The organism is Paraprevotella sp., from assembly GCF_986071375.1.
In genome coordinates, this window is record NZ_CFQRNQ010000011.1 from 32812 (window position 1) to 49172 (window position 16361).

At 46.1% G+C, this 16361-nt stretch carries 11 protein-coding genes; all 11 read right to left on the reverse strand.

From position 1 onward, the window contains the following. Window positions 1-2: 2 nt before the first annotated feature. Window positions 3-1340: a MotA/TolQ/ExbB proton channel family protein gene (locus AC5RDV_RS07440; protein WP_282747940.1), complete on the reverse strand. Its 1338-nt coding sequence runs from the start codon at window positions 1338-1340 to the stop codon at window positions 3-5. Window positions 1341-1447: 107 nt separating this feature from the next. After that, window positions 1448-1744 carry a hypothetical protein gene (locus tag AC5RDV_RS07445; protein WP_494222149.1) on the reverse strand — a complete coding sequence of 99 codons (297 nt, stop codon included), beginning with the start codon at window positions 1742-1744 and terminating at the stop codon, window positions 1448-1450. Window positions 1745-1957: 213 nt separating this feature from the next. Continuing rightward, window positions 1958-2620, reverse strand: coding sequence for a hypothetical protein (locus AC5RDV_RS07450; protein ID WP_197730276.1), 663 nt, complete (start codon window positions 2618-2620; stop codon window positions 1958-1960). A gap of 35 nt (window positions 2621-2655) precedes the next feature. Then, window positions 2656-3231 (reverse strand): hypothetical protein, encoded by a 576-nt coding sequence (locus AC5RDV_RS07455; protein WP_282747939.1) that lies wholly within the window; start codon window positions 3229-3231, stop codon window positions 2656-2658. 139 nt (window positions 3232-3370) lie between these two features. Then, a complete protein-coding gene (locus AC5RDV_RS07460; RefSeq protein ID WP_282747938.1) occupies window positions 3371-5083 on the reverse strand; it encodes an alkaline phosphatase family protein in 1713 nt (570 codons plus the stop codon). Between the two features lie 13 nt (window positions 5084-5096). After that, window positions 5097-7217, reverse strand: coding sequence for a M60 family metallopeptidase (locus tag AC5RDV_RS07465; RefSeq protein ID WP_282747937.1), 2121 nt, complete (start codon window positions 7215-7217; stop codon window positions 5097-5099). A 12-nt stretch (window positions 7218-7229) separates the two neighbouring features. Next, window positions 7230-9038, reverse strand: coding sequence for a hypothetical protein (locus tag AC5RDV_RS07470; protein ID WP_130893949.1), 1809 nt, complete (start codon window positions 9036-9038; stop codon window positions 7230-7232). Window positions 9039-9055: 17 nt separating this feature from the next. Continuing rightward, entirely contained in the window at window positions 9056-10777 is a 1722-nt protein-coding gene (locus AC5RDV_RS07475; RefSeq protein ID WP_282747936.1) for a DUF5124 domain-containing protein, read from the reverse strand. Then, complete coding sequence (locus AC5RDV_RS07480; protein ID WP_282747935.1) at window positions 10774-11556, reverse strand: fasciclin domain-containing protein; 783 nt, start codon at window positions 11554-11556, stop codon at window positions 10774-10776. The genes AC5RDV_RS07475 and AC5RDV_RS07480 overlap by 4 nt, the downstream gene beginning before the upstream one ends. A gap of 25 nt (window positions 11557-11581) precedes the next feature. Beyond that, window positions 11582-13099, reverse strand: a complete 1518-nt coding sequence (locus AC5RDV_RS07485) for a RagB/SusD family nutrient uptake outer membrane protein (protein ID WP_282747934.1) — start codon at window positions 13097-13099, stop codon at window positions 11582-11584. A 37-nt stretch (window positions 13100-13136) separates the two neighbouring features. Then, on the reverse strand, window positions 13137-16346 hold the full coding sequence (locus AC5RDV_RS07490; RefSeq protein WP_282747933.1) for a SusC/RagA family TonB-linked outer membrane protein: 3210 nt from the start codon (window positions 16344-16346) through the stop codon (window positions 13137-13139). Window positions 16347-16361: the final 15 nt, after the last annotated feature.

Genomic DNA, 16361 nt, shown 5'->3' on the forward strand with positions numbered 1-16361 from the left:
GCTCACACGGTTTTCTTATTCAAATAAATCGTATTCACCACTTGTTCCACGCCCGTCTCGATTTGTGCCCCCAAATTGGATATCCGGCTTTTGAGGATGAAATATACGGCAATGGAGGGCATGGCCACTATCAAACCGGCAGCCGTCGTAATCAACGCCTTGGAAATGGAGTCGGACAAGATGGAGGCTCCCCCCTCGTCGCCGAACAAAGCCACAAGACCAAACGCCTCAATCATGCCCACAATCGTGCCGAACAACCCTAAAAGGGGAGACAGGGAAGAAATGACGGAAAGAGGATAAATGCGTGACAAATGGCCACGGATGTCACGGGCCGCCATGTCACCGGCCGTCTGGCACACTGCTTCCCAGTCTGCATCACGATGCTCTACTATAAAGCCAAGGGCATTACCTAAAGTGGAAGGTTTCTTCCGGCAAAGGGCTACAGCCGCGTCGTAATCTTGCTTCTCGATGCATGCACAAACCTTCTCGGCCAGGCCTTTCGGTGCCAAACGCCCGCGAGTGGAAGTAAAGAAACGCTGAATCGTAATGACCAATGCCAAAATGCCCAATAAGTAAAGAGGATACATGATGAAACCTCCGGCCTTGATCTGGGCCACCCAGTCAATTTGCACCTTCTGCTCCGCCTCTTCATCCGTTTCAACGGGCACATCCTCCAAAGCCACAGAGTCCATTGCCGCATCGTCTATCTCCTCTACGGCCGCCACCTTGCCCGGCAGAATCTTGGGAGCCACATCCGCAAAAGCGTCCTGGGTAGCCCCTAAAATGATGTTGTCGAAACCGGCATCCCGACGGGTCGGACAAAGGAAGGATATATCGGTCAGTGTAAAATCGCCAAAGTCCTTCCATAAGTCCCGGGTCACAACCGTCCAACCACCGGTCACTTTGTCGTCCACCTTCAGGCCCGACAGTTCCTTTCCCGGGCCGGCCATATAAGTATAACCGTATTTCTTCCCCGGCGCACGGCCTTTCGCGTTTTTCGCGCCCAATTTCAGTCCGATTTCCTCCCCGCCCCATTTAATCCAAGAAAACGTGATATAACGGTATTGTCCCGGTCCGGGATTCTCGCGGATAGGAATGGACAGTCCGGAAATCCGTGTAGGAGTTTCGGAGGGCTTCACATAAATATAATGCGTACTCCCTTCCCGGCATCCTCCTTCCCGGACAGCCTTGGGTTCGGAAATCTGTGCCCCCGCCGGCACTTTGTCCTTGAACACTTCATAACGCCCTTTTGCCCCGGCATGGGATGCCCCTAAAAAACAAGAGAGCAACAAAGCCCACACCACCGAATACTTTCTCTTCTTCTGCAATAAAATTCCCATGATTGATAATATTTATATGATTACATGATTCCACATCGGCAAAGATACCGAATGCAGCCCTAAAACCGTTCCATTTTTCATTCAATTATATGGCATAAATGTGGAAATCACACTTGATGCCGAAATTGATTCACTTTTGCCCATTTTCGTTCAGACAGGCATACCCGGTAAAAACCGCTGCAAGACTCCCTTCTCCATGCCGCCCCCGTCAGCCCCACACCTCCAGAAAGTTTTCCAAAACATGTTTCATCCTTCAGGAATCCCAATAAAACATTTGTAATTAACCGTTTAAGCCCTGAAAGATGAATAGGCGATGTTTCAGGCTGAAAAGCCCCACCCCTACAGGGAGGTTGGAAAAGCCCTTCTTCAGGACATCTTTTTTTCTGCGCCAAACGATTTTTCATTCTCCTGAGACTGATTTTCCGTTCTGCGCCAAACGATTTCACCACTTACGACAGGACGGATACATGCCACAACCTGACAAAAAGCTGAAAGATGGAATTATATCCTTCAGTCGCCAAACACGCTGGAATACAAACACTTGAAATCCATCCTGAAAGATAAACCCATTTTTCTGAAAATCCCTTGGTGTATAGACGGGCCATAACGGAGGATACTCATTCAAACAAGACTATGCTGTCCCAATCGAAATCCTTGTTCCAAATCATATAGGGGTAAGGAATCCACTTCCTATCCACATATAAACCGATACGGATATTATCCACGCTCCCGGCACTTCCATCATCCACATTAAGTATGGGCAAAGAGAGATAACGCCCCTGAGCATCCCCTGCATTAATCGCCACATGAACCAACTCCACTTTGAATTTCAAGTCCAACGGACTTCCAGTCGCTTCTTTCGTACGGTCATAATAATAAGTCAAAAGAAAATAAGGTCCCATAAAATCATGCCCATAACGCCGAATCTCAGGCACAGCATAAGCCCGGTAATAATCCGGTTGGAACTGGAGAATGATTTGAGTGGACTTGGCACGGAGATAAGCCTCACAATCCGACTTGGACCAAGTGTCGAGATTATGGTCGGGATATTTCTCCAAATACGTCCGGCAGACGTACGCCACACTGTCTAAAAGTTTCTCCTTCTCGTATGCAGACAAGGGGAATGGATTCTCGGCCACCGTCTTAGTACCCGGCAAAACCACCGGACGGTACCCCTCCATGGCGTAATAATGCCCTTGTACAGATAGAGGCTTCCGTGCGCACGAAACAAATATCAGAGCTACACACGCTATTAACAAATAAAATCTTGTATTCATCATATTCCAACTATTTTTAAATTCCCCTTATTATTCTGTCACTTCCGACCATCATTCATATTCCAAATCATATAGGGATAAGGTATCCAATCTTCCAACAACCCGTCCTCATAATCAGGCGCATGGAAACCATAGCCCAAGTTTCCCAAAATCGGCAGATAGAACCCGGAAGCCTGCGCATTCCCAATATTGACGGATACCACAATAAGCCCCGGAACCACACGTGTTCCTCTACCCATTCCATATTCTTCCATGGAAGGATCATAATAATAGGTTAATGTATAATAAGGCACACCATACAAATTCCTGAAACGCCGAATCTCAGGCACGGCATAAGCCCGGTAATAATCCGGTTGGAACTGGAGAATGATTTGGGTGGACTTGGCACGGAGATAAGCCTCACAATCCGGCTTGGACCAAGTGTCGAGATTATGGTCGGGATATTTCTCCAAATACGTCCGGCAGACGTACGCCACACTGTCTAAAAGTTTCTCCTTCTCGTATGCAGACAAGGGGAATGGATTCTCGGCCCCTGTCTTCTTATCCGACAAGGCCACAGGGCGGTATCCCTGCACCAGATAATAGTGTCGCTTTTGCGCCCGATATTCTTTCAAGACCTTTCTTGAACTGCCGCACCCACAAAATAAGAATATGCCCAAAAGCAATAAAATATTTTTTTCCATCATGTCCATCTTCCTTAACTAATTTAAAAAAACGGAAAGGGTGTGGTGTTCACCCTTTCCGCCTTATGATTTATTGGTCACGCCATTGTTCTTCCATCATATAAGATGACAAGAAGCAATGCCCGTCCAACTCGTCCCCCACAGCATCAGCACCGCACAGCCAATAAATAACCTGAGGTGCAATCAAGATGTTTTCCATCGCCAAATCTCCTGAAGACCTCTTTCCAGGTAAAGTATTGGCCATTTTCACAAAAACAGGTTTTTCCCTAAATACCATGTCTGGCATACCTTTCACTTTATTGGGTATAATTGAATCCGATTTCAACTCATCCGGTGAAAAGTGCCACTCCCCTATCAAGTGTCCACGCTGAGCCGCCCCTTCCGGTAACACCCAATAGTTCATATACTCATTGATATCCTCATCCTTCAAGAAAGTATCCCATAAACGTACGGAACCAGCATAGAAATTTATGCCTGTATGCCCGACTTCCAAAGCCGTAGAATCATCTTCTACTCCCATATTTTGTGTTTCATCATATAACATCCTTTGCCCGTCATAAGACATAATATACATCCGTCCCCCCGAAGACAACGGCCCCAAGCCGGTATAAAAAGAATGCCACCTCGCATCATTAAAAGCATTGATTTCTTTCTCCAAAGCATTGCCTCCACTGATATATATTTTCACTTTCTCCCTTTGACGGAACAGCCCCCACTTGCCTTTCCCCACAAAACGGTCCCAATTGTTTCCATGATAGGATTGCTTATCAGTAGGAATATTCCTCATATTGATTTCTACGGCAAGTTCCCGGTTAGGCCCTATTCCATATAAGGCCGTAGAGTCCTCTACTGCCGCCCAATTCTCTTTCGAGAAATATGCAGCCCACACAACCTCCCCTTTCATCTCGTACGAAGTATAATGAGGATAATAGAATATGCCGAAAATATCCCGTTCCGGATCTGTGTTGCCGCCGTAGCGACCGTCAGGTGTCCCCCCGTGGTTCGATGTCACGCACACCAACCAGTCTTCATAATAAGCATCTTCGCGAGCCTCAATCGTGGCCAACAATTGTCCCAAGCCCGTATCTATCAACTTCAAGGCATTCAGGTACGATGTGTTTTCAGCCACGAATCCTCCTGATTTTCCAGCCTCCAAAACTCCTTTAAAGGCAGCCAATGTCAACTGGTTATCTCCCTTTTCAAGTTGCCCCTGCAACACCTCCAACGTTTCTTCATCCGAAGAACTGGTTATCACGGATTGCATCGCGCCGACATAACGGTTTAAGTTGGGCCAGGGAGAAACGCACGACATCAATAAGTTCGGCTCCTTATCCGACACATACTGCACGATGGTCTTGGCATAAGTAACCGCCGCATCCCCTATCATGAAATCAGGAGTATAAGAATAATCCTTGATACGATGCATACGGGAATTCATTCCTGTAAGCATAGTGGCCCAAGTCAAAGGATCTTCCTCATCATACGACTCACGCCCTTCCGTCAGCAAGGCGTGGTCATCGGCGACCCCCGTCCAAACATACTTGCTATGCCCAAGCATCTTCTGCATGACCGGGAGGGTTCCTTTCTCCACCTCCTGCTTCACCACAGAACCCACAGCCCCGTCTATGTTGAGCCAAAGCACGTAACGTTTCACACTTTTTTTGGATGCCGCCGTGTCTTCTATCCCTCCGGCAATCGACTCAGGTGTATCATACTTCGTGCACGAAACGTACAACCCGCACAGCAACACCAATACGTATTTGAATCGGTTTATTATATCCATATTTCAAATTGTTTTATCGTTTATAAAAAAATGTCCCAAACTCCGAAAACATTTGTTGCCTGTCCTTATGGAAGTTTTCAAAATTCTCTTCATCACCTTCATTCGGTATGAACAAATTGGGCTTGTCGAACACCAAACGCAGGTAACGTGCCGTGACAGGCTGCGGGAAATCTATGAACTGCTCGTTTTTCAACAAACCGTCCACGGTCTGTTCCAAAACATACACGGTGCTCCATTCCTGTTCGCCATGCTGTTCCAAACCGAAGCCTGAAGCATCAGTCGTCTGCAACGTAAATCCGGAAATACAGCGTGCGTCCCCATTCGCATAATAAAAACCATCCATCACCTGCTCCTTTCCCATGTCGATGACCACATAATATGGAAGTTCGCTCGGAGAATCCTGATACCCTCCACTCCAAGGGGAAAGGTAAGAGCTCCAGTAAGAGTAGGGATCGCCATCCAGAAGATTGTCCGCGGTCTTCCAATCCGACTCAGATTTATACTCCTTGTCCTCGTTTTCACGCCCTTCGCTGTCCCAAGCCGCAATCTTCCATGCGCTACGGTTGGCACGGTAACGGAAAGACGAGGTTTCATATTGCCCCACATCCTCAAACGGATCCTCCGCCAACGGGTTTATTTTCCAGATTTGCTTGTCCAATAGAGGATAGCGTGAAGCATATTCACGCTCCGATCCGGAAACAGACATGCCCCAATGTTCATAGAAAGGAGTAAAATCCACCTGATAACGGTCGCAAAATTCCCTGAAGAAACCCTCATAGTCGTTTCCGGCTCTTCTGTCATGGCTTAATTTATCATAGATGTCCCATTTCGGTTTATCCTGATAATGGTTTTCATATTCGGCAATTTGGACACGCGGTAAAAGATATAGGGACTTTTTTCGGTTCGCCTCTTCTTTAGCCGTATACAAATCCGATGACATCCACTTGGAAGTATCCGCCTCTGCATAGGACAAAGCAACCGGAACTGTAGACTTAAAATCTATCCCCATGTCTGACAATTCTTGTTCCAAACCAATCTCCTTGTTCCTCTCATTCATCCGATACAGAGGCACATAAAAATATTCATCCTCCCATCCCGTCACTCCATTATAAAAATAACTATACTTTTCCGCCACCATGGAATATACATTGATAAAATGCAAATCAGCCACAGAGTCAATATTCAACAGGTCATCATAAAGACTGGCCGTACGTACCAGCATCATCCCCTGTTCGTTATCGGAACGCCTCGATTTGTTTTCCCGCAATTGGACATCAAAGACAAAACGGTTGGGAAACATGGGTTGTGGATTTGCCGCATCGGATTCTTTGTCAAAGCCTTGGGTACGATAAATCGTCTCCAACATTTCATCCCACGTAGCCAAACATGCCTCCATTTCCATCGCAAAATCAGGACGTTGGGAGAAATACAAGTCCAACTGGCTTCGCTCTACGGAGAACGCCACGTTTTTTCCTCTCAATTCCAACCAAGGGACTGTCGTAGCTTTCACTTTCCGTTCCCACTCACGCACGTCGGTTTTCCCCAAGACAAAATCCGGAGCCGCATACACATTGCAGAATGCCAACGGGACATCAGCATCCCCTTCTACATCCTGATCGCGCAACACCCAAAGATAACCTCCCAACGAGAAGCGTACGGTATTCTTTCCGGGATACAACGCTTTCCGATAATAGGCAATAGGTTCACGCAAGCCGATATTGTCATTCGTCAAGTCTTCCGTGTGCATACCCACTTGGACGGTCAGTCCCCAAACATTATCCGGCACATAAACCGTCACCAATTCCCCTGCACCCGCATACAACCCACTGCTATAAATGGATTGTGGGCCTTCTTGCATAATCCCCAACTGGATATATTTACGGGATAAATCCAAATAAACCACAGTATCTGCGATACGACGTTCTGAAGCCGTGTCCACCAATCCCGGAAACAAACGGGCTTTCTCGTACATGCTTACATCGATGCCCTGCACCGTATCCACTGTCACACGGGAGGAATCCGCCGCATTATCATCCCACCCGCTATCAAACTCGAAGTCACTGGCTTCACACCCTGAGAACAAAAAAGACATCCCCAAGAAAGCCACTAATATATAGTTCACTAAATATCTCATATTCCTTATGCTTTAATCATTCGTTGTTAAATCCTTATAGGGAAGCGTACGCCCTATCCCCGTCCATCCCCATGCATCAGGCACGGTAAATCCCAACCATTGGAAAGTTTGGAATGGTATATCGACCAGATTAATGGACGTTTGGAAATAGGTCTTGCTATAAGGCGGTTTGACATTGGTCTCTTCCGACATGCCCTGTTGCCACAAAACATTGGAAGAAAGTGTCATATCCGATTTCCCTGCATTCGGCCCACCGTAAATGGAACCATATTGGGAATAGTCAGGCAACACCTCCCCTTCATAATCCTCTTCCCTGTCGCAAGGCCAGTAACCAATCAAATTATCCCAATAAGGATAATCTTTTCCCAGTTCATCCAATCCCGACAGTTTATAATTCTCAGCTATGAAATCAGCCGGCAATGCCACATCGTAGACTTGCACATTGGTCACATAAATCTGTACTGTCGTGGAAGTATTTGAACGGAATATCTGCCCAATGGTAAGGGGAACTTTGTCTCCTGTAGAAACATCCACGGTCAAAGGTTCAAACTCTGCATTCCCATGAAGATCCAAATGCCCGTCTGTATATTGACGGAACTGTTGTTTCTTATAATCAAAAACTACCGTCAATACATGCCATTTTTTATCGTTCAACACCGAAGCCTGGTCTTGAATCGTCCAAATCCGTTTTCCATCGAACCTGGACAAAAGCCTGAAATATTCCGCTCCGGTTTCCCAACCTTCCCCCCCTCGGGGTTCTGTTTGGATGGCCTTAGACACAAAATCCAACCAGTTCTCTCCTCCATTGGGATAGCAGACCATGAATTGGACGGTATAAGATGTGGTGTCTTCCCCCTCTGCCGGCAATTTGAAATCGAACAAAGACGGGTCATTGACTTTGGCATAATCGGTAGCCCCCGTTCCGGAATAGGCCGGAGTGAAATACTTATATACCAATCCCTCATCCGAAGAAGGAGCCAAAATGCGCTCTTCACCGAAACGTTCATTATACATCAAGGTAAATGTGTTGCGGTCTTTCATCTCATACACACTTTCGCCCGTATTGTCCGTGACACCTCCATAATTGGACGTTACTACCACCAACCAATCCTCGGCAGCATAATCCGGACGTGCTTGCAAAGCCGCCATGACCCGTCCTATACGTTGATCCGTTTCGGAAAGAGCGACTATGACTTCATCCGTAGGCCACCCGGCACGCTCGCCTTCAGGAACAATGAAACCGGCTTCCAATCCTGCCTGCTGCACTCCATTGTATTCTATAATGGTCAATGAGGGTACCTCGCCCGTAGCCGACAATATTGCCTCAGCATCTTCCGTGATTTGCTCATCCGTACCCCAACAAATCGTATCGGCCTCATCCTTGCATAAGTCGGAAAACTCACGTTCAGATGCCAATACCGCAATACGGCTTTCACCGTCAAGTCCTTTAAGGCGTTCCAAAACCGAAGGCGTATCGGAAGAGCGCTCCAACATTCCTGTCAGCAGATTATCCCATCCCAGACGACTTCCGACCAACGTATCGGAACGGGTATCAGCCAAACCGTCAAACGTATACAATGCCTTTTCCATCATGCCTTTCAGCGTCATCACCTTTCTGTCATTATTTGCCTCCCTTACGGCCGTACCGCTCGCCCCGTCCACCACAATCCAAAGCACATGTTTCTTATGGTAAGCGAAATCCTCATTCGGATAATCCGTCCGCAAACCATCCACCAAGTCATCGTTACAGGCACATAACGTAGCACCCATGCCACAAAAGACAGCCAATTTCCAAATGGTTCTTATCAAAATGTTTCTCATCTTTCTTCTTTTTTACATTAATGATCCAAGTTCACTTCCAACATCAAGACGTTATTGGCTTTCTGGCCATTGAAACGGTCAAAACTTCCCATCAACAACAGTCCATAAGAGCCCAAAGTCGTTTCCGTTTCGGCCACATGATAAAGTTGGCCGTTAAAAGTCCCGGGCACATTGAATTTCTGTTGCGCCATACCGTCCATTTCCAGAATGAGGAATCCCAATCTCGGCACACCTCCATAAGTAGAGAACGTTCCGGACACAATCACCTTTTCCTTGTCTATCAACTGGGCAAAATTAACCGTACCGCCCCCTATCTCACGAGGTACAAACGTTTCATCCAATGTCCCGTCAGGGTTCAACATGGCCATTTGCTGACGAGGCTGCCCGTTGACATGTTCGAAACCTCCAACCACCATCATTTTATCCAAAGCCTTGTTATAACGCACCATGGTAACATTACCATCCGGTCCCGCACCCAAATTCTCCAAGAAAGCATGGTCCACATTTCCACCCGCATCCAAACGGACCATTCCCGGCACGGGAACACCGTCGAATGAAGTAAAAGAACCAACCAAAACCACTCCATCGTCCTTATCCATGCACGCATCTGCTATGATTCCACCCCCCGCGCCGGAATAGTGCCCAACCTTATCCACCAAACGATAAGTGGAGTCCAACACTCCACAGTCATCCATGCGGAATGCCGATGCGACCGGTGAAATACGCTGTTTGCTATCGACATAAGAAGACGCATATTCATTACATACGTACTGCGTAAGATTACCCACCGCCACTATCTTCTGACCGGAAGTCACAAACGAACGTACAATGGGTTGCAGACTTCCGCCATTCAGTTTGCTAAACGAATAACGGATAGGCTTGCCATTGCTCTCTTTTCCAGCATCCTCGAATACATATTGCTGCGTGGTGTCGGGATGGGCATTGGAACGCAACACCATGATATTGTTAACATATACCCTATCTTTCAAATCATACAATCCACCATTTTTAGGATTATACACTTCAAAAGCAGAGAACATACCGGATACCAACATACGCCCGTCTTCAAAAGCAGATATGGAATTAATGTACGGAGGGGTATCCCCTTCAAAGGAGGAAGGTTTCACGCCATAGTCCGTACCAAAATCGGAAGAACTCCAACGGGTCACTACACCTTTGGAATTCACATGCCCGATGCACCAATGTTCATATTGGGCCAAATGCTGGAATCCTCCTACCAGATAGTTGTTTTGAGGCTTGCCATATTGGCTCACCGAACCATACACTATCCCATCCACCACTTTCGCAGACAAATCCCACGACTTATCTACCGAGATATTGCCTTCTATGGGAAAATAAGGGCCGTAAAACACTTGGTTTTCCATCACCAGATAAGTATTGCTCGACACGCACTCATCGGGAACCCTAACCGTCAACGTCGTATCGGTGGCTGCCAATATTTTGGTTTCCTGTTCCCCCAAATAGAATTTAAAAGCATATTCTCCCTTTTCCGGCACACAATAGTTCAATAACCCATCGGCCTTAAACACTACCGTATCTCCAGGATATCCCTTGGCCGGAACCGGATCTTCACTCAGCAACCTGAGGTCGAACTGCACTTTTCCACCTCCATAAGGATCTTCCGAAATGGAATGATCCAGTTCTTCACAACCGGAAAAACCGGTCAGCAAGGATAAAACCCCATATAAGCCCACGCCATATTTCATAACCAATTTCATAACCTATCCTCCTCTTTCTTCCGAATAAGACATTCCTTTTCCCTGCGCTTGACTTCCTCCAAAGGCAAAATACCTGCCCCAATCGCTTTCTGCGCAAAGACATCGCGGTCGAAACCAAAATTATGGTTCGTAAACCTTATGACATGAACCACGCCGTTAAAGGGCTGAATGTCACACGAAGCCACATAAGCATTAATCATATCCATACTGGCAAAATCGTTCACATAAGAATAAAGTATCTGGCGTGGACCGGCATATTTCACTCCAGAGGCATCATAGTACACGACTCCCATGTTCATAGGCTTGCCTGCCAACGAGTAATAAGCTCCACCCGGATAAGCTGAAACGGCTGCTGTATCCAACTGGGGGATATCTTTCAAGCAGTATTTCCCGGGAATGACATACATGGACAGGAACTCTTTCCATACTTCCGGTCTAATCTGCCGCAAATCTTTCACGCTGTCTTCTCCCATCGTGAAATACAACTTTCTACTCAGATAATCGACCGAAAAACTGATAGACCAGTCTGTCGGGGCAAAAAAGGTTATTTCACCATTTTGGAACACGGAATCCATTCCGGCATAATGGATCATTTCGACCAAGTCCGAAAAATAATGCTTGTCGGGATGCTGTTCCAAATAATCCAATACCGTACCGTTATAATACGGATTGTGTTTGCCCCCATCTTCCAAATAATCGTCATTCTGGCAACCTATGGCAGAAAAAGAGAGCACGACAGCCCCAACCCAAATCAGAAAATTTCTAAGTGAATATCTCATAAATAATAGTTTAAAGTACAACATTTTATTCCCAATAATTATTCAACGTAATCAACGTGTTATTCTCTTGTGCTTTCCTACTGATAGGCCACGTCCAAGCCCCTTCACGGAATTCACTCTTGGTCATGGGATGATAACAATATTGATTGTTATAAACCTTTCCAGTCCGCACCAAATCATAGAAATAATGCCCCTCACCCATTAATTCACGTACACGTTCCCAATAAATGGCATCTTTTAATTCGCTTCCGGACAGCGACAAAGTAGAAGCACCGGCACGTGCACGAATACGGTTGAGCAAACCGCAGGCTTTTCCATCATCCGTACCTAATTCCGCCAAAGCTTCTGCATACAACAAGATGGCATCTGCCAAACGGAATACAATCTGATTACCCGAATTGGAGGTCACGCTCTTTCCATCATACAAGTCCACATGTTCAAATTTCTTCACTTCTTTAGGGTCTGTGTCCATGGTAGAGTAAATATTCTCATTAAACCAATACGTCACACGCTCGTCCGGTTCAGAAGGAGGATAAATCCGGGTCAGGAAATCATAAGTGTACTGAACGTATGGTTGACTACGGAGATCAAATACAGAATACATGACTTCGTTGGAATAAATGGCATTTTGGTTAAAAACCTCATTCCCGTTAATGTAACTCAGATTCTGCACAATCTCGAAAATACCTTCATTGCTTCCCCCACGGAACAACGTAGCCGTCTGACTTAAAGGCAACAACGTGTAAGCCTCACCGCTTTTTTCCACCAACTGCTCTCCATAATCCACCACAGCTTCGTAATAAGCGTTCTTCTGCGACTCATCAAAACCAGCCAACCACATGTTCACATGCATCAATAGGGCCAAAACAGCCCCTCTTGAAGCCCGTATGGCTTTTTTGTCAGAGGAGTATTGTGTCCAGGGCAAACAGGTTACATCCGGATCATCCACTAAAATCTGGTTCAAATCCGCAGCAATGTTCTTCAGCACCGTTACCATATTGGTCCGCGGCAAAGGCTCTTGATGATAGGCATCCGTATAATAAGGCACATCTCCGAAATTACGCACTAAGAAGAAATAGGCCAAACCACGCATGAAAACAGCCTCAGCCTTATACGCCTTCTTTTCGTTTTCCGAGACACTCGTACGGTCAATCTCTTTCAAAAGGATATTGGCAGACTGGATAACTTTATAAAAGTTCTTCCATTGCATGATAGCCTCAGCCCGCTCATTATCATCATTCGGATAATGCTCCCTAAGCCCATTCAAATCATTAGATACCAAATCCTTAACATAATCTAAATTTCCATCCGTCTCTAACGGAGCACAACGCAAGTCCCCAGAGTAAAGGATATAACAGGATTTTTGCATCGTAGCGGCACGGAACTCCGTATAGATGCTGTTCACAAACCCTTCTACGGATTGCACGGATGCTTCATCCCACATTTCATCTCCTGACAGGTGTTCCTCACTCGTCGTATCCATCAGTCCACAGCTCCCCAACAAACAAGAAGACAGGGAAGCCACTGCTATTATATATTTCATTTTAAATAATCGTCTCATATTCATTTCTTATTCATTATCATAAACCGATAGTCAAACCCATGGAGAAAGTCCGGGCATTGGGATAACCTCCCGACTGGTCCCAACCGATAGAACTTACATTCTCCGGATTGATTCCTGAATATTTCGTAAAAGTGTAAAGGTTATTCAAACTCATCCGGATGCTGGCATGGCGGATGCGGATAAAGTTTGTCCACTTCTTAGGCAACGTGTAAGATAAGGTTATGGCATTAATCTTAAAATACGAACCATCTTCCAAAAACAATGTCTGGTCGGCACGGAACGGCTTTATCACGCTACTGTGTTGGTAATCGTATGGATTGGGATAATCCGCATGCGTATTGGTCGGAGTCCAAAAATCATACGCACTGATAGGAGTCAATGCCGCATTCTTGTACATCCCATCCTTACCTTCTATATTCGGGTCATTCAAAGATGCGAAATTATTAGCCAATACCTGATTTACAATATCACGACGAAGCGTGAACGAGCAACTGGTAAACAGAGCCAGATTCTTGTAACGCAGATTCACAGAAAGACCTCCGATAACACGCGGTTGGGAATTGCCGACAATCGCTTTATCTTTCTCATCTATCACATAATCCCCGTTCAAATCAGCCCAAATAGGGTCGCCTGCCTTGAAATACGCATTCGGATTGTCGGCAGAAACACCTTCACCCCCGACTCTCAAACGAAGTCCCGTGGCAGGATCGACCGGCACATCTTCGTCTGTGGCATACACACCTTTATATACGTATAAGAAATTAGACATGGCATTCGAACCCAACTTATTCACAACCTCCGCGTTAGAATTGATAATCATACGGGCTTCGTCCGGCAACTTTGTCATCACGTCCCGATTAATCGTAAAGTTCGTCATGATGTCCATGCTCCAGTTGCTTTTAGGACGGAAAGGACGAACCACCAAAGCCAACTCCATACCATAATTGACCAAACTCACCTCAGTAGTAGGCACCATATCAAAACCGTTATGGTCGGCCAGTTCAATCGAACTCAACTGATTGTCCACTTGCTTATAATACCAATCTCCCTGAAAAGACAAACGATTGTTCCATAATCCGAAATCCAAACCCACATTCCATTGCGTTGTTGTAATCGGGTCTATATTATTATTCGGCATATTCTTGAAATCAATGGGAATCACGGTATTACCATTATAAGTATCGCTTCCTAACAAGTAGTTTCCCCACACGTCATATTTCGTAGCCTTATATTTGACTACCCTACCCCATGATGCCCGGATGGCAGAATAATCCACCCAATTCCAATTCAGTTTTTTAAAGAATTTCTCCTCATCGAAGTTCCAACGCACGCTCACACCGGGATTGACGACCCATTTCACGCCCCGGCCGTAAGCTGAATTGGCTTCAGGACGTATGGTCGGCGTAATCACATACTTATCTTTTCCTCCTGTGGGATTTTTAAATCCTATAGTCGGAGCAATATTGAAAGACACGGTATTATCTTCCTCCGAAGTCACAGCCTCTGCCCATGAAGAAGCATAACCAAGCGGCCCCCATAAATAATCATTGACCAGTCCGGTCTGTCTGATTTCATTCCCGTTACTTCTATTGGAACTGATTTCTCCCGTCACGGTGAGGCCGTATTTAAGAATCCCCGTCGAACCGGAATAAGACAAACTGGTACGCCCATAAAGCCTGTCGCTATATTTGCTCAATCCGTAAAGTTGTGCTTGATTGCTGTTCAACATACCGGGAGTGAACTTCTCATTTTCCGTATTGTTATAAATATACCCGGCCGTAACATTCCACCGGATATTCCACGGCAACTGATAATTCATGTTTATATTGGCATCGTACGAAACACTTGTCGTATTTTGTTCCACCATCAAGGCTCCCAAAGCTGCATTCGAAGCACTATATATGGACGGAGGAGGCAGCAAGGAAGAAGCAGAAGCTCCACTGGCCACACCGGTCTGCTGCAGCGCGTTTCCACTTCCAGATCCCGTAATACCCAACGTGGCATTGACCCCGACATACAAATTGAACTTCTCTGTCGGCGCATATCCCATATTGGTACGGATTCCGTAACGGTTGAAGTCCGTATTGGTAATGATACCTTCTTCCGAATAATAGTTTCCGTTTATCTTATAATTGAATTTCGTACTTCCACCTTTTACCGACAAGTTGTAGGTCTGGTTTACCGTGCGACGATAATAATTCCCCTGCCAGTCCGTATTGTTATTGTAATAAGGATTCAAACTGTCTGTCAAAGCCTGATTCCCGTTCACATCATAATAACCATTCCAACGCGACGTGTCGTTTTGTAGAATTTGGTCGATACGGGACATTCGTTCTGCCCGTCCCACCAACACATCCCGAAGACGCGGAGGAATATTCACTTTCATATCCATTGAAAAATCAATCTGGGGTTTGGCTGAATTTCCACGTTTGGTGCGAATCAAAATCACACCGTATGCACCACGTGAGCCATACTGTGCCGTGGCTGCCGCGTCCTTCAATACTGTTATGTCCTCTATATCCTCGAAAGGCAGACTTGACAACGGGCTGACCCCAGAACCTGACAATAATCCATTAGCATCAAAATCACCTACATCTTCTTGCGGAATTCCATCAATAACAAATAGGGGAGCGGAAGAACCCAAAATATATTGTTGGTCATCTCCTTCACCTACACCCTGAATTGAAATATCAGATATACCCCGGATGGTATAAGTTCCGATTGAACCTGGCGCGCCATTGTTCTGCTGTACGTTCAAACCGGCTACCCGCCCTTGCAGCAGCTCCATGACATTGGAAACCGGAGCCGGTGGCAAATCTTTTGTATTCACGACCGTTACGGAAGCTCCCACGTCAGCCCGACTCTGTGACTGGTAAGCCACCACCACCGTCTCGTCCATCGCATTCACGCTCTCTTCCATAAATACGTCCATGTTCTTTTTGGCTTTCGCCACTTTCATTTCCACCGTCCGGAAACCCATATAAGAAAATATGAGAGTAGCATTACGGTCTGCCTTCAACCTGAAGCTTCCGTCCATTTTGGTTAATGCACCATTTCCCTTCTCGCCCTTTTCACCACGGACCATGACCGTCACGCCGGGAATAGGTTCACTACTCTCGGCCAACCTCTCGTATACATGTCCGGAAACCTCCACGACCTGCCCGTAAACCCGGTTCACGAATAAGGAAAACAGGCAAATCAAAGCCATGATATTTAGTTTCTTCATTTTTCAACTTCATTA